At 42.9% G+C, this 21,558-nt stretch carries 11 protein-coding genes; 9 read left to right on the top strand and 2 right to left on the bottom strand.

Annotation, left to right across the window (positions count from 1 at the left end; all coding sequences use genetic code 11):
- Positions 1-404 precede the first annotated feature (404 nt).
- The 6 genes from HUW51_RS01535 to HUW51_RS01510 all read left to right on the top strand — a co-directional run bounded on the left by HUW51_RS01535 (position 405) and on the right by HUW51_RS01510 (position 12,241).
- Positions 405-1,430 carry a FecR family protein gene (locus HUW51_RS01535; RefSeq protein WP_185272246.1) on the top strand — a complete coding sequence of 342 codons (1,026 nt, stop codon included), beginning with the start codon at positions 405-407 and terminating at the stop codon, positions 1,428-1,430.
- Between the two features lie 58 nt (positions 1,431-1,488).
- A complete protein-coding gene (locus HUW51_RS01530; protein WP_185272245.1) occupies positions 1,489-2,874 on the top strand; it encodes a TonB-dependent receptor plug domain-containing protein in 1,386 nt (461 codons plus the stop codon).
- Positions 2,856-5,144, top strand: a complete 2,289-nt coding sequence (locus HUW51_RS01525; protein WP_185272244.1) for a SusC/RagA family TonB-linked outer membrane protein — start codon at positions 2,856-2,858, stop codon at positions 5,142-5,144. Before HUW51_RS01530 ends, HUW51_RS01525 begins: the two co-directional genes overlap by 19 nt.
- Before the next feature lie 44 nt (positions 5,145-5,188).
- A complete protein-coding gene (locus HUW51_RS01520; protein ID WP_185272243.1) occupies positions 5,189-6,955 on the top strand; it encodes a RagB/SusD family nutrient uptake outer membrane protein in 1,767 nt (588 codons plus the stop codon).
- 135 nt (positions 6,956-7,090) lie between these two features.
- The gene (locus HUW51_RS01515) at positions 7,091-10,639 is read left to right on the top strand and encodes a VCBS repeat-containing protein (RefSeq protein WP_185272242.1); all 3,549 of its coding nucleotides are present in this window, start codon (positions 7,091-7,093) and stop codon (positions 10,637-10,639) included.
- Positions 10,640-10,648: 9 nt separating this feature from the next.
- On the top strand, positions 10,649-12,241 hold the full coding sequence (locus tag HUW51_RS01510) for an FG-GAP repeat domain-containing protein (protein WP_185272241.1): 1,593 nt from the start codon (positions 10,649-10,651) through the stop codon (positions 12,239-12,241).
- A gap of 81 nt (positions 12,242-12,322) precedes the next feature.
- On the opposite strand, the gene HUW51_RS01505 is transcribed toward HUW51_RS01510, so the two are convergent.
- Positions 12,323-13,675: a vanadium-dependent haloperoxidase gene (locus HUW51_RS01505; RefSeq protein WP_185272240.1), complete on the bottom strand. Its 1,353-nt coding sequence runs from the start codon at positions 13,673-13,675 to the stop codon at positions 12,323-12,325.
- A 226-nt stretch (positions 13,676-13,901) separates the two neighbouring features.
- The gene (locus HUW51_RS01500; protein ID WP_185272239.1) at positions 13,902-14,534 is read right to left on the bottom strand and encodes an RNA polymerase sigma factor; all 633 of its coding nucleotides are present in this window, start codon (positions 14,532-14,534) and stop codon (positions 13,902-13,904) included.
- Positions 14,535-15,011: 477 nt separating this feature from the next.
- Here HUW51_RS01500 and HUW51_RS01495 point away from each other — a divergent pair, with 477 nt between their 5' ends.
- From HUW51_RS01495 to HUW51_RS01485, 3 genes are read left to right on the top strand one after another with little or no spacing between them, the layout of a single operon-like run.
- A complete protein-coding gene (locus tag HUW51_RS01495; protein WP_185272238.1) occupies positions 15,012-16,049 on the top strand; it encodes a FecR family protein in 1,038 nt (345 codons plus the stop codon).
- A gap of 46 nt (positions 16,050-16,095) precedes the next feature.
- On the top strand, positions 16,096-19,635 hold the full coding sequence (locus HUW51_RS01490; protein WP_185272237.1) for a SusC/RagA family TonB-linked outer membrane protein: 3,540 nt from the start codon (positions 16,096-16,098) through the stop codon (positions 19,633-19,635).
- A 49-nt stretch (positions 19,636-19,684) separates the two neighbouring features.
- Positions 19,685-21,280: a RagB/SusD family nutrient uptake outer membrane protein gene (locus HUW51_RS01485; RefSeq protein ID WP_185272236.1), complete on the top strand. Its 1,596-nt coding sequence runs from the start codon at positions 19,685-19,687 to the stop codon at positions 21,278-21,280.
- The last annotated feature ends 278 nt before the right edge of the window (positions 21,281-21,558 follow it).

Here is a 21,558-nt window from a genome sequence, read left to right as displayed (position 1 = left end):
ATAAAAGGGTTAAAATTTAAAAATTTTAAAATAATGGCTTTGTTGCTTGTTATTATAGCAGTAAATGTGGGTAGGTTCAATACAATTATTAACTAAAACAATTCTTATTTCTGAAATTTTGCAATAATAGGCTTGGGTAGGCTTATGCCAAAGGGTTAAGTACGAAGTTTTATAGAATTACCGAGTGCATAGGGTTAATTTAAATAAAAAGGTTTAGTAGAAAAATTTAAAAAAATACAAAAAAGAGAGTATGAAATAGAAATAGCTGTATCTGGTTATTGAAGGTCTGCTGAAACTTGGAAGATAATTGCTATTCATACCAACAGCCTAAGCTAAATAAATGTTATTGGGGTTCGCTTACCAAACTGATAAAGTAAATTATAGCAGAAGTGGATTTATGAGATATGAAATTTTCTGAATACAAGCTGAAGGATTTTATACAAGATGAATCCTTTAAAAACTGGGTTAATAAAACAAACCCGGACGACATATTGCAATGGGAGGCATGGTTAGGCAGTAATCCGCATAAACGCTCCTTAGCCAACGAGGCAGCAGCTATTATACGAGGCATAAATTTTAAAAAAAACCAGGTTTCCCGGCAGATGATAGACGCAGGCTGGTTACGCGTAACCCAGCAGATTGCTTATAATCAAAATATGGGTAATTCAACTCCGGAAGAAACCAGGCAGCCTTTTTTTACCAGGCAAATGGTGGCTGTGTGGGCGGGATTATTACTGGCAACAATAATTGGGGTTATCTATTATAAAACTACCGGCAAGCTGCAATATAAAACCGGCTACGGCGAAACAACCACTATTGTATTGCCTGATAAATCTACGGTGGTATTAAACAGTAATTCTAAATTAACATTAACAGATAACTGGAGCATAAGTAAAGACCGGGAAGTATGGTTGGAAGGAGAAGCTTTTTTTAGCGTTCAGAAAAAGCCCGGACAAGGCAATGCCCGGTTTATTGTGCATACCGATGATATGGAGGTTAAAGTACTCGGTACTAAGTTTAATGTAAATAATCGGAAATCGCGGACAAAGGTGGTGTTAAACTCTGGCAAAGTAGCTTTAAGCGCGCAAGAATTAGCCCCTGGAAAATCAACGCTGATGCAGCCTGGTGAACTAGCCGAACTGCGGGCAGATAATAAAGAATTCGTGAAGAAAAAAGTAAACCCTTTAATTTACTCTTCCTGGATTCATAAAAAACTTTTATTCGATGATACTTCTATCCGGGATATTGCTACTCTGTTAGAAAATAATTACGGTTTTCAGGTAGAAGTTAATGATTCTACGCTCATGGATCGAAGATTAACCGGCGAAGTGTATGTAGAAGATGTAGAAACTTTGTTAAAAGCGCTTTCCAAGTCTTTTCAGTTAGATATTGCGCACCAGGGCAATACCTTAATTTTAAAAGGCAAATAGTTATAAATACCAATCACCATTTATCAAATAAACCATTAACCAAAGTTTGCTATCGAAAATGACTACAAAACGAACAAAGTTGATTTTCCGGGGCGTGTGTTGTGCAGTAGCAATGGCCTTTGTGCAGGGGCAATCCCAGGCTCAAACCATTGTGCTGGCCAATAACCAGGCTGCCGGGCAGCAACTTAGCCGGTCTGAACTGAAAAAGACAGTCGCGCTAACCGAAGTGCTGCAAGATTTACAAACCGAGTACAATGTTTCTTTTTTATACGAGAAGAAAAATCTGGAAGGAAAGTACATTCAAACATCCAAGATAGCTTACTCTGATAAACTGGAAAGTGCCTTAGGCAAGCTACTGTTGCCCGCTGAGCTTACCTACGAAAAAATTAACAGCAAAACCTACGCTATTGTAAGCAGCGACAATACCGCAAATCTTACAGTTGAGAATACAACCAATAAATCTGAAACTGAAAAACTCAATTATTTTAATATTCTCTTTGTTGATTTTAACAAAAACACCCGGCCCGATGTAATTAACTACCGGGCAAAAACAGCACCCGCCTGGCAAATTACCGGTAAAGTAGTATCTGATACCGGCGAAGGCATGCCTGGCGTTACCGTTTTATTAAAAGGAACATCTACCGGTGCCACAACCAGCCCAGAAGGAACTTACTCCATTTCGGTGCCAGAAACGCCGGGTACTTTGGTTTTCTCGTTTATCGGTTATACTACCCAGGAAAAATCTTTTACCGGGCCAGGAGCCGTTAACGTAACCCTAGCCGAAGATGCCACCGCCTTGGAAGAAGTAGTAGTAACGGGTTATACAACTGAGAAGAAACGGGACATTATTGGTTCTGTATCGGTAGTTAAGCCTACCGAATTATTGCAAACACCGGCGGCTAACCTGCAGTCTCAGTTACAAGGCCGCGCTTCTGGGGTAACCGTAAGCGGTAGCGGTCAACCAGGGGCTGGCGCTAAAGTACGTATCCGGGGTTTTGCCTCTTTCGGTAACAACGACCCTCTTTATGTAATTGATGGGGTACCAACTGAAAGCCCGGCTTCTTTAAACCCGCAAGATATTGAGTCGTTGCAGGTACTAAAAGATGCTACTTCGGCGTCTATCTACGGCTCACGTGCGGCTAACGGGGTAATTATTGTTACCACTAAGCGGGGTAAAGCCGGTACTTCCAATATTTCGCTGGATTCCTACGCCGGTGTACAGGTAATACCCGAAAGCACCATGCCTAAAATGCTGAATACCCAGCAATACGGGGAATATGTGTTTACGGCTGCTAGAAATGGCGGCACCCCTTATGGTGTTCCGGATGATAAAGGCGTTATTAGAGGACAACGTATATTTGGTAACGGCGTTAATCCGGTTGTTCCTGATTATTTAGTGATTAGCCCTAACTTTTCTGGGGGGTTATGGCTGGCGATCCGTTAGCCGATCCTAGTAAATACAATATCAGTCCCAACTCTCCTTTCTATCAAATTATCAAAACGAGCCCTGGTACTAACTGGTTCAAGGAAATTACCCGGCCGGCTCGTATCCAAAGCCACCAGCTTTCAGCTACCGGAGGCTCTGAGAAAGGTACATATTCTTTAGGAGCTAATTATTTTAACCAGGAAGGTACTATTATTAACACCGGCTATGACCGTTTTACGGTACGGGCCAATACTACTTTTAATCCGGTTAAAAGAATCCGGGTAGGTGAAAACTTACAGTTAACCTACGAAACCCGACAAGGAGGCGGCGAAGCAGGTGAAGGTGGCGCTTGGGCACAAGCCTACCGGATGGTGCCGTATTTGCCAGTCTATGATATCAATGGTGGTTTTGCCGGTAATCGGGTTGGTGAATCTGGTAATGGTAGTAGCCCCGTTGCTAACTTAACGCGTAATAGAAACAACAAGCGGTACGGCTATAAAATTTTTGGTAACGTATTCGCCGAAGTAGATATTCTAAAAGGTTTAACTGCTCGCACATCTTTCGGTACAGATTACAGTAATGAGTATTCAAATTCGTATACTTCCACTACCTATGAACGTTCTGAAAACCAAACCCAAAATGCATTTTCAGAAAGCTTTGGTTTCTTTAACACTTGGACTTGGACCAATACTTTAAACTATAATAAAACGTTTGGTGAAAATCATAACGTAAAAGTATTAGCCGGTACAGAAGCGGTTAAAGGTTCCGGTCGCGGTATTACTGGATCTAATCAAAATTATGATTTAACATCAGTAGATTTCCTTACCATTCAATCTGGTACTGGTACGCGAAATACCTCTACTTACAATACCGGCCGTTCTTCTCTTTATTCCTTATTTGGCCGGGTGGATTATGGCTTCCGGGATAAGTATTTATTTAATGCTACGGTTCGTCGGGATGCTTCTTCTAAATTCGGACCTGAATCCAGAGTAGGGGTTTTCCCTGCCGTTGGAGCTGCCTGGCGCATCTCGGACGAAGGTTTCATGCAAGGATTGGGCTTCTTAACAGAGTTAAAGCTGCGTGGTGGTTGGGGACAAATGGGTAGCCAACGTAACGTAGACGCTAATAACCAGTTTTCTACCTATGCCTCTGGTCCTAGAGAATCTTGGTATCCTATTAATGGCCAAAATACCGCTGCTACGGTGGGTTACCGTCAGTCGCGCCAGGGTAACTTAACTACCAAGTGGGAAACAACCGAAACTACCAACTTAGGTATTGATGCAACTTTACTAAACGGCCGGTTTACGATTACTTTAGAAGGCTATAATGTTTTAACTAAGGATTTATTAATTGGTCAGCCTCGCAATGGTTTACAAGCCGAAATCGATCAGCCCCGGATCAACATTGGTCAAATGCGTAACCGAGGCTTCGATCTTAACTTAGGAACAACTGGTGATTTTGCCGGTGACTTTAGATATGATGCCAGCTTAAACTTTACCCGTTACACAAACGAGCTGACACAAATGGCTGAAAAAGGACAAGTGATTTACATTGGAGCAAGCCGTTTAGGAAACGTAATTGCTACGCAAGAAGGTTATCCAATATCTTCCTTCTTTGGATATCAAAGAGATGGTATTTTCCAAAACCAAGCCGAAGTAGATGCCGGACCTGCTATGCCATATAAAACCATTGGATCCTGGAGACTTAAAGATCAGAATGGTGATAACAAAATTGATGATGCTGACCGGACTATTATTGGTAATCCAATTCCTAAGTTTCAGTTAGGTACCAACTTGTCCTTGGCTTACAAAAATTTTGATATTTCTACCTTTATATTCTGGAACTACGGTAACGACCTGTATAACTTTACCAGATGGTTTACTGATATGAGAGGATTCGTGGGTGGCGTTAGTACCCGGGTATTAGAAAACTCTTGGTCGCCTACCAATCCAGGTGGTAGTTTGCCCATCATTAGCTCTGCTGATACTTATTCTTCTGGTATTTCTACAGACTACTTTATCGAAAAAGGTTCTTACTTAAGAATGAGAACTTTACAAATTGGATATAAACTGCCTGCTGCTGCCGCTAGCAAGCTCCGCCTGAACAACCTGCGCGTTTATATCCAAGGCCAAAACTTATTCACTGTCACTAAATACACTGGTGCCGATCCAGACATCAGCTTAATTAGCGATAATACCGCTAACAACGATGATCAGTTTATGGGAGTAGACCAAGCTAATTATCCTAATTCCCGGCAATTTATTTTTGGGATAAACTTAGGGTTCTAATAGCTATCTGATTTTTAATTTAAATTGTTTAAATGTTTCTTAACATGACTAAGAATAGAAAATTTTTAAAATTATCACTTAGTGCTTTACTGCTCACCGGCATTATGGGGGCGTGTAAAGATGAGTTCTTGGAATTAGATCCGGTGGGAGTGTACACGCTGCAGTCTCTAACAAATAAAAAAGGCGTAGAAGGTATGCTAATTGCGGCTTATGCAGCCCTGGATGGCCGCCCGGAAACGCAAACTACTGGCTCAACCAACTGGGTTTGGGGAAGCGTTGCCGCCGACGATGCCAATAAAGGTACGGAGCCTTCTGACTTTAACTCTATTAACCCGGTTGAACTTTATCAACAAACGGCTGGTGGCGAGGTTGGCTCAAAATGGAGAGGCGTGGTAGATGGAATCGGCATGGCAAACCAGGTACTCAGAAGTGTAAAAGAAGCTACGGATATTTCGGCCGCTGATGCAGCCCGGATTGAAGGGGAAGCACGTTTTCTGCGGGCTTTCTTTCACATGGAAGGCCGGAAAGTTTTTGGATTAGGTTTTCCTTGGATTCCAGAAACTGCAATTCAGACTGAAGATTATCGGGCTATTACCAACCAAGTTGAAATCTGGCCACAAATTGAAGCTGACTTTAAGTTTGCTCAGGATAATTTACCTGGCACCCAACCGGAAGTAGGTAGAGCCAATAAATGGGCTGCTGCCGCCTTTTTGGGTAAAGCAATGATGTTTCAGGCAAAATACGCAGAAGCTTTAACTCTGCTGAACGATGTTATCGCTAATGGTACAACGGCGAAAGGCGTAAAATACGCTTTAAATGCCAACTTTGGCGATAATTTCCGGATTGCTACAAAAAACAGCGCCGAAACGGTATTTGCTATCCAGTACGCCATTAACACAGGGGCAGGTAATAATTCCTTAGCTAACTATGAACAAAACCTGAACTTCCCGCACGGTTCTGGTGACAAACCTGGTGGCTGCTGCGGCTTCTTCCAGCCTTCGCAGGCCCTTGTAAACTCTTACATGACAGATGCTACAACTGGTTTGCCAACCTTTAATCCGTTAACTACAAACGGCGTTAACAGTGATTATCAGGTTACTTCTTCTCAGCCATTCACTCCTTATGCGGGTACCTTAGATCCTCGCTTGGATCATACAGTAGGTCGCCGGGGTATTCAGTATTTAGACTGGGGTCCGCATCCCGGACAGGATTGGATTAGACAAGTAACTAACGGTGGTCCGTACAGCCCTAAGAAAAACGTGCATACCCGTGCCGAATTAGCCGGTGGAACTGCCGGTACTGGTGACTGGGGACAACCTGCCAATGCTCTTAGCTTCCCCGTAATGCGTTACTCTGATGTTTTATTATTAGCAGCCGAAGCAGAAGCGCAAGCTGGTTCGTTAGCTAACGCTGTAACTCTTGTAAACACAGTACGTGCCAGAGCAGGCAGCCAGGCTACCATTGACGGCCTTACTAAAGTAGGTACAAGCACATCAGGCCCAATTGCTAACTATAAAGTTAATGAATACCCTGCCTTTGGTTCTAAGGAAGATGCGATGCGGGCAATTATGGAAGAACGTAAATTGGAACTTGCCATGGAAGGTCACCGCAAGTTTGATTTAGTGCGCTGGGGTATTGCCGCCGAAACCCTTAATGCCTATGCTGCTTTTGAAAAAACTTACATTCCTAAGTTTGTAAATGCCCAGTTTACGAAAGGCCAGGATGAATATATGCCAGTGCCGGAAGGGGTAATTGCCACTAGCCGCACCAAGGAAGGAACATTTAACCTGAAGCAAAATCCTGGTTATTAATAGTAATTGCTAAGTAACTTTTATAAAGGCAAGATTCTTTAATCTTGCCTTTATTTTTGTATATTAGGTTGGTCAAAATACCCAATCCTTCATATAGAGCCAATAATAGTCAATTCAAAGCAGAATCTTTTTTAAATGAATAGAATATCCATTGCCGTACTGTTTATCTTTTGTTTTATTGCCGGAAGTTGTCAAAAAAAGCCCCAGACTTTATTTACTCAATTATCCCCCAACGATACCGGAATTACCTTCGCCAACCGCATTTTTGAAAGTGATTCCTTAAATATCTTAACGGAAGAATACATTTATAATGGAGGCGGTGTAGCTACCGGTGATTTTAACAACGATGGTTTAGATGATTTGTACTTTACCGGTAACATGGTGACCAACAAACTGTACTTGAACCAGGGAAATTTTAAATTTAAAGATATTACGCAAGTAGCTGGTGTTTCCGGCAATGGCAAGTGGTCGTCGGGAGTGGCAGTAGTTGATATTAACCAGGATGGCCGTTTGGATATGTACGTGTGTGCTACCATAAAGAAAGATTCGGTAAGCCGGGCTAATATGCTTTTTATAAACCAAGGCAACAACGCTAAAGGTGAACCAATTTTTAAAGAACTAGCCCGCGAATACGGCATTGCCGATACCGGCTACAGTACCAACGCCGCTTTTTTTGATTACGACCGCGACGGTGATTTAGATTTGTACGTGCTCACCAATGTGCAAAATGCCAGCATTCCTACGGTGTACCGTAACAAAGTAAACGATGGCTCTTCACCGAATAACGACCGCTTATACCGTAACAACGGAAATAATACTTTCACTAATGTTACTAAAGCAGCCGGCATCGTGTACGAAGGTTATGGTTTAGGCTTGGCTGTTAGCGATATAAACCTCGATGGTTGGCCGGATATCTATGTTACCAACGATTATCTCTCCGATGATGTATTATATATCAATAACAAAGATGGTACCTTCACTAACTATAAAAACAAATACATTAAACACACTAGTTTTTCGGCAATGGGTAACAGCGTGGCCGATATCAACAACGATGGTTTAGTGGATATTCTGGCAGTAGATATGTTACCGGAAAATAACCGGCGCAAAAAGTTATTAATGAAAGACAATAACTACGCTAATTATTTTTACAATAAACAGTTTAACTACGATTTTCAGTACGTCCGGAATACCCTGCAATTGCATAACGGGCTAACGCCCGCTGGGCAACCTTCTTTTAGTGAGATCGGCCAGTTATCCGGCATTTACCAAACCGATTGGAGCTGGACGCCCTTAGTCGCCGATTTTGACAACGATGGCTACCGCGATGTTTTTATTACTAATGGTTTCCCTAAAGACATCACCGACCGCGATTTTTCTATTTACCGGAGTGGTCCGGCCAGCCAGGTGGCCAATCTACAAGCTTTAGTAGATTCTATCCCGGAAGTTAAAATACCCAATTACGCCTACCATAATAATGGAAATTTAACATTTACCGATAAAGCCAAAGATTGGGGCTTAAATACGCCTTCTTTTTCAAACGGCGCCACTTATTCTGATTTAGACAACGACGGTGATTTGGATTTAGTCATTAATAATATCAACGATAGTGCCTTTGTTTACCAGAATCATTTGTACTCTCCGGATAAAGCTACCACGCCGAACCATTTTCTGCGGATAAATTTTGCGGGAACCGAACCCAATCGGCAAGGTGTGGATGCCCGGGTAAGTATATTCTACAATCATGGCAAAAAGCAATTCTACGAAAATACCATTTACCGGGGATTTTTATCTTCCGTAGAAAATAAAGCGCATTTTGGTTTAGGTGCAGCTACTACTATTGATTCTTTAAAAGTTACCTGGGCCGACGGAAAAACGCAAATTTTAAAAAATGTTAAAACTGATCAGGTATTAACCCTGAAACAAACCGATGCCCAGCCAAGCAGCGCCAAGCAAAATACGAATCAGGCTGCTTTGGCCATTTTTCAGGAAGTTAGTCGTGATTACGGCATCCGGTACCAACACCAGGAAGATGATAAAATTGATTTTAACATTCAAAAAACCTTACCGCACAAATTTACCCAGGCAGGTCCAGGCATTGCCGTTGGCGATATAAATCAAGATAATCTGGATGATTTTTACGTAGGTGGTGCTGCGGGCAAAAGCGGTACTTTCTTTCTGCAACAACCTAATGGTAATTTTAAAATATCCAGCACAAACTTTAGCGGAGCTAAACCCGAAGAAGATATGGGCATGCTGTTTTTGGATGTTGATAACGACGGTGATCAGGATTTATACGTGGCGAGTGGCAGCTACGAGTTTCCCGAAAACGCTCCGCAGTTTCAGGATCGGCTATATATAAACAATGGCAAAGGGCAATTTACTTTAGATGCCCACGCGATGCCAGCTTTACTTACTAGTAAATCCTGCGTAAAAGCCGCCGATTTTGACCAGGATGGTGATTTGGATTTGTTTGTGGGGAGCCGGGTAGTTTCGGGTAAATATCCTTTAACGCCGCCGAGTTATATTTTGCGCAACGACCAAGGCCGTTTTGTAAACGTAACCGATCAGGTTGCGCCGGAGCTAAATAAATTAGGCATGATTACCGATGCCCTTTGGTCGGATTTTAATAACGACGGGCAGCTTGATTTAGTGATTGCCGGCGAATGGATGCCCATTACCTTTCTGCAAAATAATCAAGGCAAATTTAAAAATGTAACCGCAACTACGGGCGTGCAAAACCAAACCGGCTGGTGGAACAGCTTAGCCGCCAGCGATTTTGATAATGATGGCGACATCGATTACGTGGCCGGAAACTTAGGTTTAAATAGCAATTATTGCGCTACACCCACCCAGCCTTTACAAGTTATTGCCAAAGATTTTGATAAAAATGGTAGCCTGGATGCGGTACTGTCGTGTTATTTAAAATCCGAGGATGGCCAAATGCGGCCTTACCCCATGCACACCCGCGACGATTTAAATGCCCAACTACCACGTACCCGGAGTATATTTCCCCGCTACAGCAACTATGCGGTGGCTACCATCGACGATGTAATACCGGCTAAAGAACGGGAAGGTGCTTTAATTTTGCAGGCCAACCACATGGCCAGCAGTTACCTGGAGAATCTGGGCCAGGGAAAATTTAAGTTAAGTAACTTGCCCCAAGTGGCGCAATTTGCCCCGGTTTATGGCATGGTTGCCGACGATGTAAACCAGGATGGCAACTTAGATTTACTTTTGGTAGGTAACGACTATGGCACCGAAGTATTTACCGGCAATTACGATGCGCTGATTGGATTATACCTGCAAGGCAACGGCAAAGGCAAATTTAACCCCGTGCCGGTTTCTAGCAGTGGCTTTTTTGTAAACGGCGATGCCAAAGGGCTGGCGCAATTGTATACCAAAAAAGGAGAAAAATTAACTTTAGTTACCCAGAACCAGGATAGTTTAAAAGTCTGGAAAACGAACCCAAAATTAAACAAGGCTGCTGGTAAAGTTATTGCGTTACAACCGCTAGATGCTTCTGCCGAAATCACGTACCGGAACGGTAAAAAGCAAAAAGTAGAATTTTACTACGGCCATACTTATTTGTCACAATCGGCGCGCAAATTTACCTGGCAACCCAATATGACTAACGTTACCATCAAAGATTATTCGGGACGGACCCGGCAACTAAATTTTTAAAATTTTAAAATGCGCTTTGTTTTCTGGTTAAGCTTATGGGTTTTATTAAGTGTTAGTTGTACACCTAAAAAGAATACCCCTGGTTTAGCCGTAAGTGGGAAAGAATTACAGCAAATTTTACCAGATTCAAACGAAACAGCGGCATTAGACGGCAATAGCTTGGCCCACGTGTATTGCTCGGCGTGCCACCAATTTCCTGAGCCTGCTTTATTGCCTAAGTATATCTGGGAGAAAAATGTATTACCCGTAATGGGGCATCGTTTAGGAATTGGGGCTGATCTAAGCTTATATACGCGTTTGTCAACGCCGGAGATTATGGCCTTAATAAAAGCGGATATTTACCCCAGTAAAGCATTAATTGCCAAAAAAGACTGGATTAAAATTCAGGAATATTACCAAACGCAGGCTCCCGAAAAATTGGCGGCTCCTGAACTACTGCGGCCAGATTCCCTTACTTTATTTCGGGCAAGCGCTTTACCCATTAACAAAAGCAGAAATGCGCTTACCTCCTTGTTGCAATACGAGCCTACTACCCAAGAATTATTGATCGGGGACCGGCGGAATAAGTTATTTCACTTAAACCATCAATTATCGGTAGTAGATTCTATTCAATTAGATACGCCACCGGTAGCCGCAATCCGGCAACAAAATGGCCAATACCAGGTATTAACGGCGGGTTCCTTAAACCCATCCGATGCGCCCTATGGCCGATTGTATTCCTGGAACCTGAATAACAGTGCTGGTGCTAACCCTATATTGCAACTATCCGATTTACAGCGACCCGTACACTTGGCCAGCAGCGATTTAAATCAGGATAATTTGCTAGATTTAATTATATGCCAATACGGGAACCAAATAGGCAAATTAAGCTGGTTTGAGGCCAAAGAACATGGTACCTATCAGGAGCATATTTTAAAAAAAATACCCGGTAGCCGCCAGGTTATTATCCGGGATTTAAACCACGATAACCGGCCCGATATTGTTGCTTTATTTGCCCAGGCCGCCGAAAGTGTTATTGTATTTTATAACCAAGGGCAGGGCCGATTTACCGAAGAATTGTTGGTACAATTGCCGCCGGTTTACGGGGCTAGTTACCTGGAGCTAGTTGATTTTAATCACGACGGCGCCGAAGATTTATTACTAACCAATGGCGATAACGGCGATTATTCTTTTGTGTTAAAACCTTACCACGGTATCCGGTTGTTTTTAAACAACAAAGAAAATAAATTTAAAGAAGCGGTTTTTCTGCCCTTACCCGGCGCTACGCAAGCCGTAGCCCGGGACTTTGACCAGGATGGGGATGTAGATATTGCCGCCATTGCCTACTTCGCCGATTTTATGCATCAACCCGAAACCGGTTTTGTTTACTACGAAAATAAAGGAAATAATATTTTCCGGGCGCAAACTACTTTAGCAGCTACGCAAGGGCGGTGGCTCACGCTTACTACCGGCGACCTGGACCAGGATGGCGACGAAGATATTATGCTGGGTTCTTTTATTTTTGCTACTACCCCGGTGCCCCCCTTATTGCAGGAACAATGGCTTAAAAACGGACCAAGTGTACTTCTGTTAAAAAACCAACTCCAACCCAAGTTGCAGTAACCGAGGTTGGAGTTGAATGGGAAAACCCAGATTTTAAATTTTTAAAAATTTAAAATTTTGCTGGCTGCGGTTGTTACAGCTTTATTGCAATTTGGCTAATTGCCCGCTGCGGCGGGTTTTTAGTTTTTGGTAAACCAGGTTGCCTACTTCTTTCCCTTCCTCGGCGCCATGTTCATTGGCTGGCCTAAAGTGAATGCCGCCGTACATCCGGCTCAAGCCCGCCTCCGCAGCAGCAGCGTAGAACGATCTAAATTTACGAACCGGTAAACCAATAGCTAATTGGGTAGAATCGGTAAAGGCAAAATTATCGCCGAACAAATTAGTAAGAGCCGCGGCGGCCGCCGCAGAAATAACGCTGTGCCCGCTCGGAAACTCCGGAAACGGGGGTGTTTGCAACAATGGGTCCCACTCGGGGTCGATGTATTTTTCAATGTAAGTTTCCGGACGAATATGCACGAACTTATATTTGGCATCCCAGCAGCTAATAAAACCATCGGCTAAAGACGTGGTAACAAACACGAAAGCTTCGGCTTGTTCCATGGGGTTTATGTTTTTAGATTTACACACATTGCTGGTAATAGTAATCCAATGGCCGCCCGGAGTTAATTTTTGTTTAAAATAAGTAATGTGGCCTTTGGTATAAGAAACATTGGGGTTATCGTCCCAGAACTTAGCGATGAGTTGTTTTTCTTCGTCGGAGTTTTTGCCCAATAAATAAATTTCTTCTGCTTCTTTATAAAACTTAGAACTTGGTAAAGTATCAAATGGAGTAGGATCATGGGGTTTACACTGGCTCGCAGAGTCCATCACAAAAGGGCGAATGGTGTTCCAGTGCGGTTCTACGGCGGGCATGTAATCGGGCGGAGTAGGTTGCCACTCGCTTATTTTCTGCGATAACATGTGCCGCTGCATGGCCCGCGACTCCAGGTAATTGTCTTTTAAGGCCCAGGCAATTACATGTTCGCCTACTTTTTTACCGTAAGCCAGCGAGTTTTCCAGCACCTCTTTCTTTATCCCGATTTTTTTAATTTTTTCGAGGTATTCGGTTTCGTACTTCTCGGTATTAGTTGGTACCAGGGTTAATTTTTTCATTACAGTGGCAAAAGCTTCGGCACTGGCTACTGGGTAATAGTATTCTTTGCCTTGTTCGGGGGCTGGCACATTTTCCAGGCCGTTTAACTGACCGGCTAAAGATTGGCAAGCCGGAAACCCTGGTACTAAGGCTTCGTAGGCGGCAATGTTGGTGTAGGCGTAAATGCGGCTGGCTACCGGCGGCGAAAAAATATCCGTAATAATAATGCGGCTCAGGTGCTTGTTCCATTCAACAAGCTGAAAACGGGTAAAGGCATCGAGACCGGCGGGATTGGGTTTGGGCTGGCAGGCGCTAAAATTTGCCAGAATAAGAGCAATTAAAATACGCGTAAATAATTTCATAATAGTTAGGACAAATTGCCTGATTAAAGACTAAATATAATAAAATAGTTAACAGGCAAAGCAGATGGGGCAAGTAACTTCTAATTCAGAAAAAATTAACTATGTAAATGAGTTTTAGTGGTATAAACAAGATTTGATTTTTGCGGTGAATAGGACAAGTGCGTAAAAACAAGAAAATTTAAAAAATGCATTGGTCCGGTAAAAATTTTGAGGCAACTCTGCCTTGTTAAGAAGAACTTAGTTTAAAGGAAGAGCGCCCCAGCAAAATAGCCAAATCCGGACGTTGCCGGATATTGTTTAAAGCCCGTTGAATGTGGTTTAACACCGATTGGTAACTTACATCCATTAATTGCGCCACTTCCGTAAAGCTTAAATCTTCGTAGTACCGCAGATAAAGCGCTTCTTTCTGGCGTTTGGGCAAGCTGTTTAGTAGAATAATAAAATTTTGGGTGGTTTGCTGATCAGCTTCTGACTTCATCATTACTTCTTCCGAAGAAAAAACTACATCTGGCTGATAAAATAAACGGTTTAACGCTTTTTGCCGGTTTTTTTTATGTTGTAAAATCAACCGACGATAAGAGGTAAATAAGTACAGTTTAATTGATTGTACCGCACTTATATTACTCCGGGCAGTCCAGAGGGTCACAAATAAATCCTGAATACAATCTTCGCTTAAATCGGCATCCTGACTTAGTTTAAGCCCATACCGGTAAAGGCTTTTGTAATAACTCCGGTGAATAAAAGCTAAGGCCGCCTCGTTCCCCTGCCGCAGCGTATTCCAAAGCTCCTGTTCCGGCAGCTCATCAAACTGCTGATAAGAAGTGTCGTGTAAGACAGGTAGAGGTAAAATTAACGCCATAAACAATTACACCGGTAAATTAAATATTTTAAAAATTTAAAATTTACTTACACTTTAAGCTATAAACAAGTACTAGGTCTATGCCTCCGGGGGGTATTTCTTAAACGCTCAGCAGGAAAGCAAAAAATTTATAAAGGCAGTTATAATACTAATAATTTTTTTTGAGAATTGGTAATTATTTAGCGTAAAAAATACACTTATTTTTTTGGGCGATTTTTTAGGGTTTACCTACTCATATCTTTACTGCAACCAAGCTATCAGGCAATAGCTAACGGCGTAAAACGGCTTCATAAAATAAAGGCTGGAGTTAGTGATTATTTTTAATGAAAGTTTGATTTGTTTAATAATTTTTAAATACTAAAGCTTTAAAGGTTTAAAAAGTAGAAATTTTTAAAAATAAAACCTTTTGCTGAGTAGAAACCCCTACTATTTTGCTCTATCATTTAAAAGAGCACCTAGATTGGTTTCACTTCGCCCATGAGCTTGCCGGATTATACTCTTCAAGACTTTATACAGGATTCATCCTTTCAGCATTGGGTATATAAAACCGATGCTGCAGCGGAACAAAAATGGAATACCTGGCTCGAAGCGTATCCGGAGAAAAAGGTGCTGGCGCAACAAGCCGCATTGCTGCTAACCGGCATCGCCATAAAACCCCTGCCTATCCCCGAAAGTCAGGTGCAGGCTAGTTGGCATCGCTTAAAACACAGGTTGGCATTTTCCGAAAATTCTATTAAGCCGGGAGCAACACCCGCAACTCCGGCCAGGTTGCAGCATTGGCAAAAGTGGGCGGCTGTGGTTTTGTTTTGTATCGGCAGTTTTGTGGTTTATTACATTGCGTTTAAACAAAAGCAGCAAGTCTATCGCACCAATTACGGCGAAACCGCTACCATTATTTTACCCGATTCGTCTACGGTAGTTTTAAATGGGAACACCACTTTGCGTTATCCGCTAAACTGGGATTCAGGTAAAAAAAGGGAAGTTTGGCTCGAAGGCGAAGCCTTTTTTAGCGTGCTGCAAAAGCCCGGCAAAGGCAATGCGCAATTTGTGGTGCATACGCCCGAATTAAACGTGCAGGTTCTGGGTACTACATTTAACGTAACCAACCGTCGCCAGAAAACGCGGGTGGTGCTTAATTCAGGTAAAGTTAATTTGTGCGCCCAAGGCCCGACAGAAGAATATTTAACCGAAACCTTGAAACCCGGCGAAATGGCCGAACTTATTCCTTCGGCGCAAAAATTTACTAAACGACAAGTAAATCCGGAAGTTTACTCTTCCTGGACCCACAAAAAACTAATTTTTCAGGCCACCCCTCTGGCCGATATCGTGACTTTGCTGGAAGAGAATTACGGTTACCGGGTGCAGGTAAGCGACCAACGTATTCTGACCCGCACCATTACCGGTGAAATTTATATCGACGATGTAAATACTTTACTGGTAGCTTTATCTACCTCTTTTAATTTAAAATTTGAGAAAAAAGATCAACGAACATTACGCATTACATCGCCCGTGTAAGCGGTTGATGAAGATAAACTAAAAATAAAATTTAAGCTCGTGAAAAATGATTACTAACAAGAAAAAAGTGCTGCTCCGCAATGCCTTAATTCTGGCCTGTATGGCCTCGTTACCCGAGGTTTACGCGCAAGATCTGTTATTAGCGAACAATCAGCCCAGCAAAAATCAAATCACCAACACCTCGGCCAAGAAGGTTCCATTAACCGATGTGCTACAAAATCTACAGCAGCAGTACAATGTTTCCTTTCTGTACGAAACGCAAAATCTGGAAGGTAAAGTAGTAAGCGCCGGCTCCCTGCCTTCGGGTACCATAGAGAAAGGTTTAGATAACCTATTAACGAGCGTTAATTTGCGTTACGCTAAAATAAACGAGCGCACCTATGCCATTGTGCCAGGAACAAAAAACGCCGAAATCCGCGTAAGTAGCGCTTTGGGGTCGCTTTCTGCGGCTAGCGAAAACGCGGGAAACAGCCCGGCTATGGAGTGGTTGGCAAGTAGTCGTCCGGCTATATTGCCCACCTATAAACCAACTAAAGCCCCGGATTGGCAAATTACCGGTACGGTCACCGGCTCCAATGGCGAAGGCTTACCTGGCGTAACCGTATTATTGAAAGGTACCACAACCGGAGCAACTACAGGTCCTAACGGTGCTTTTTCTTTGAATATTCCGGAGCAGGCGGGTACTTTGGTGTTTTCGTTTATTGGTTATGCTACCAAAGAAGTACCGGTAAGCGGTCCGGGACCGGTAAACGTTACCCTCACCGAAGATACCAAAGCCCTGGAAGAAGTAGTGGTGGTGGGTTACGGTACGCAAAAGAAAGAATCGGTTACCGGAGCTATTAGTTCGGTTTCGGCGAAGCAAATATCGGAGTTGCCGGTGCCTAGCGTAGCGCAAGCCATACAAGGTAGAGCTGCCGGGGTTAGCGTCGTAAATACAGGTACTCCGGGTTCTAACCCCATTGTACGGGTGAGAGGGGTTGGTTCCATAAACTTTGCGGCCGATCCGCTGTACGTAGTAGATGGCGTGCCAACTGGTGGTTTAGCAAACATTGATACCAAAGATATTCAATCAGTTGAGGTGTTAAAAGATGCGGCGGCCACGGCAGTTTACGGTTCCAGAGCGGCAAATGGCGTTATTCTAATAACTACTAAAAACGGTGGTAAAGACGGTAAAATCAGAGTTACAGTAGACGCAAACTATGGCGCTCAAACTGCCTGGAACCAGATAGAAACTTTAAATACCCAGCAGTACCTGCAATATGCCAATACGCTATTAAATGGAGCGCTTCCGCCCCGTTTACAGCCCGACAACTTTAACCAACCCATATACCCAGGAGCTACGCAAACCTACGCGCAAACCAATACAAACTGGCAGGATGCGCTTTTCCGGACTGCGGTGCTTTCCCAAAATAACATCACCATTTCGGGCGGCACAGATAAATCGCAGTTTTATACCAGCGGTGGTTACTTTAAGCAAGAAGGAATTACCGTGGGTACCGGTTTTGACCGCTACAGCTACCGGATGAATTCTACCCACAAATTGAATAGCATATTTACCGTAGGCGAGAACTTAATGGGCTCATATACTACGCAACAATACGAACCAGCCGATAACAGAACCCGGATTATTCATGCTATTCGTTCTTTACCTTATTTACCGGTGCATGACCCAACCTTATTAGGTGGTTTCCGGGCGGCTCAAAACTCCATCGATGGTTCTGACCCTTTCAATCCTATCCGGTTGGCTGAGTTAGATCAGAACGAAAACCGCAATTTTAAAATTCTGGGTAATTTATTCGCCGAAGCCAATATCACAAAATGGTTAAAATTCAGATCTACCGGGGGGCTTGATTATTATAATAACCTGCAGGCTATTTATTTGCCAATTTTCAACGATTTATCTTCTGGTTCCCGACCGGCTTCTACCATTAATAATAACCGGGCTACCGGCCGTACTTTTGTTTTAACCAACCAGTTAACAGTTGATAAAACGTTTAATAACCATTATATCAACTTTACTGCGGTGCAAGAGCGCACCGACCGTAGAAACATCCAGGAGAATATGAATGGTAACCAACCTAACTCAGTAGTTGTTACCTTAAATCAGCCCCTTAACCCTGGTTTAAGCCAAACCATTGGAGAGAATGTTTTACTTTCTTACTTAGGCCGCTTAAATTATGAATTCAAAGGCAAATATTTATTAAGTGCTTCGTTCCGGCGCGATGGTTTTTCGGGTTTTGCACCAGGCAATAAATGGGGTAACTTCCCAGGTGCCTCTATTGGCTGGCGGGTTTCCGAAGAACCTTTCATGAAAGGAATTTCGCAACTTTCTGATTTAAAACTAAGAGCCAGTTATGGTAAAATTGGTTTTAATGGTATTGGTAACTACGACTACGTTGTAAATGCTAATTTAAATGCCACCGTTTACCCTTTTGGTAATACCAGAGGATTAGGTACATATACCAATGGTTTAGCTAACCCAGATCTGAAATGGGAAATCACTACCATGCAAAACTATGGTTTCGACTTTGGTTTACTCAACAACAAAATTGTATTCTCTGCGGAATATTACCAAAGATTAACCGATGAAAAGCATGGTTTAATTTTAAGTATACCAACCCCTAACTCCTTCGGATTTGGTGGCGGTGGTGTTAACGCGAACGTGGGCCAAATGAAGAACTCGGGATTAGAATTTACGGCAGGCTATAACCAAAACGAGGGAGCATTTAAATGGAGCGTTAACGCAAACGTAACCACCTTAAAAAATGAAGTAGTAAAATTCAGTTCTCCTACCGCTACCCTGGATGAAGGTACTGACCAGGACTTTGCCGCTGGTTATGCTATTACCCGTACGCAACAAGGTCAGCCAATCCAATCTTTCTACGGCTGGGTAGTTGATAAAATTTACCAAAATGAAGAAGAAGTAAAAGCAGACAATGCCGCTGCTGTAGCTAAGAAAGGTGCGGGCGCTTTCTATCAAACGGAGAAAACAGCTGCCGGTGATATTCGGTTTAAAGACTTAAACAATGATGGCGTAGTTAACAGCGACGACCGGCAATTCTTAGGTAGTTATTTACCTAAAGTTACTTATGGTATTAACGGTACGGCTAACTACAAAAACTTTGATTTAAGTTTATTTGTACAAGGCGTAACCGGCAATAAAGTGTATAATGCTACCAGAGCAGCTTTAGAAGGTGGTTTACGTTTATTTGGTGCCGGTACCGCTGTTTTAGATGCCTGGACTCCTACCCATACTGACACGAATGTGCCCAGAATGGTGAACGGCGATCCTAACCAAAATACGCGTCCTTCCGGCCGGTTCTTAGAAAACGGAGCTTTCACCAGATTAAGAAACATCACGCTTGGTTATACCATTCCTACCGCTACTCTTTCTTCTATTACCAATGGTAAAGTAAGCAGCTTCAGAGTTTATGTAACTTCTCAAAACCTGTTTACAATTACTAAATATTCAGGTTTAGATCCGGAAGTTGGCCAGGCACGGGGATCACTTTTAACCAATGGTATTGATTTTGGTACTTACCCGCAACCCAGAACTTTCCTGGGAGGTATCCAGGTGTCATTTTAATTAATGCCTAATTATTAAATAACTATCACCAGGTTTTAACATTATTATAATGAGAAAAATATATTTATCGGCCTGTTTTGTAGGAGTACTACTCTTAACAAACTGCCACGATGATTTAAACACGGTTAACCCCAACAATCTTACCTCTGCTACCTACTTTAAAAATGCCAGCGAATTACGCGAAGCGGTTAACAGTATTTATGCCGTGGCCCACTCTAACCGTTTAGCTTCCCGGGAGTGGTTTTTTGCGCATTCACTTCGCAGTCCCGATCATAAACCAGGCGGAGGCCAGTTGGAAACGCATCGCCGGGCAGTAATTGAAGGTACGGTAGCCCCGGGTAATGGGGTAGGAACAGAAATGTGGAATGGCTTTTACACGTTAATCCATCGGGCTAATACCGTAATTGCTAATGCCGCAACGGCAGAAGGTGATGCCGCTTCCATAAAGCAAAGTTTGGGAGAAGCTAAGTTTTTGCGCGCTTGGGCATACTACGAATTAGTTAACTTCTTTGGGGGCGTTCCGGTGTATACTGCTCCAGTTTCGGGTGTGGATGCTTTTGCTCCCAGATCAAGCCCTGAGGAGGTATATAAACTAGTAGTACAAGATTTAATGGATGCCCAAACGGCGCTGCCCGCTGGCCAAACCATGGCTAACCAACCCAGTGATAGCAAAGGCCGGGCAACGGCTGATGCGGCTACCGCTTTGTTAGGTAAAGCTTATATTCAGCAGGGCGATTATGCCAAAGCAAAGGTAGAACTGGAAAAGCTAGTGGGCAGATACAGCTTAACTCCGGTTTATAACGATAACTTCAGAGAAGAAAATGAGTTTAACTCGGAGTCTATTTGGGAGATTAATTATGTAGCCCGCCCTAGCGATAATGGTTACAACTGGGATGGGGAAGGTAATGGACAAACGGCTGCTCAATCTACGGTTCGCAGCCAGGAAACCAGCCCGATTGCCTGGCGGAACCTGATTCCGGCAGAGTATTTAATAAATGAGTACGAGGTGCCGGAAACCGGTTCGCCCAAAAGAGACCCGCGTTTAGATTACACGGTATACTTTACCGGCGATCTTTACGATGCCGGTACTAAAACTTTAACCGATGCCCAGCAAAACGGGGAGACTACTAATTTCCATGGTAAAACTTTAAAAGCCAGCTGGGAGAAGTACACCGTTATTTACCAGAAGCTAAGAAGCCAGCCAACCGAAACCAATTTATTAGATCCTGGTTTCCATCCGGGTGGTATTAACACCCGGGTTATCCGGTATGCCGAAGTATTGCTGTTACTAGCCGAATGTGAAAACGAAGTGGGTACGCAGGCCGCCGCAGTGGCATACTTAAACCAGTTACGTAACCGGGCCGATGTAATGATGCCGGATTACCCGAATGCCCAATTCCCAACCGGTTCAAAAGAACAGGTTTATCGGGCCATTGTGCACGAAAGTGCCGTGGAAAGAGGTGGTGAAGAAGGCCGCGACTTCGATATTATGCGCTGGATGAAAAAAGGGGTAATAACTTCGCCTTACACGCTTTTTACCTTTAATCCGGCCCGGGATTATGTATTGCCGATTCCATCGGATGAGGTAAACCGTAATCCGCAGTTGTCTGCTGGCGGCTTACCAGCTCAAAACCCTAATTATTAATTTTCCTGATGTTGTTTAAAGTAAAAAACCCTTGGCCTTTGCTAAGGGTTTTTTACTACTCTCAATTTTTAAAATTTATCTTTTTAGTAGTTTAGAATTTAAAGAAAGCCTACCTGTCATAATACTTTGCTGTAGCTTTACACCTTCCCAATGGCCTCTACCATTTAAATCTTTTACTTAAATCTTAACTATTCATTTAATTTACATGATAGTGGCTGCCGTTGCTGTAGTTTGATCAAAGTCCCTAGTATATCATATTGAAATTTAGTATTTTGGAA

It is taken from the genome of Adhaeribacter swui (assembly GCF_014217805.1).
GTDB lineage: Bacteria > Bacteroidota > Bacteroidia > Cytophagales > Hymenobacteraceae > Adhaeribacter > Adhaeribacter swui.
This window is presented reverse-complemented; position numbering and strand designations above follow the sequence as displayed.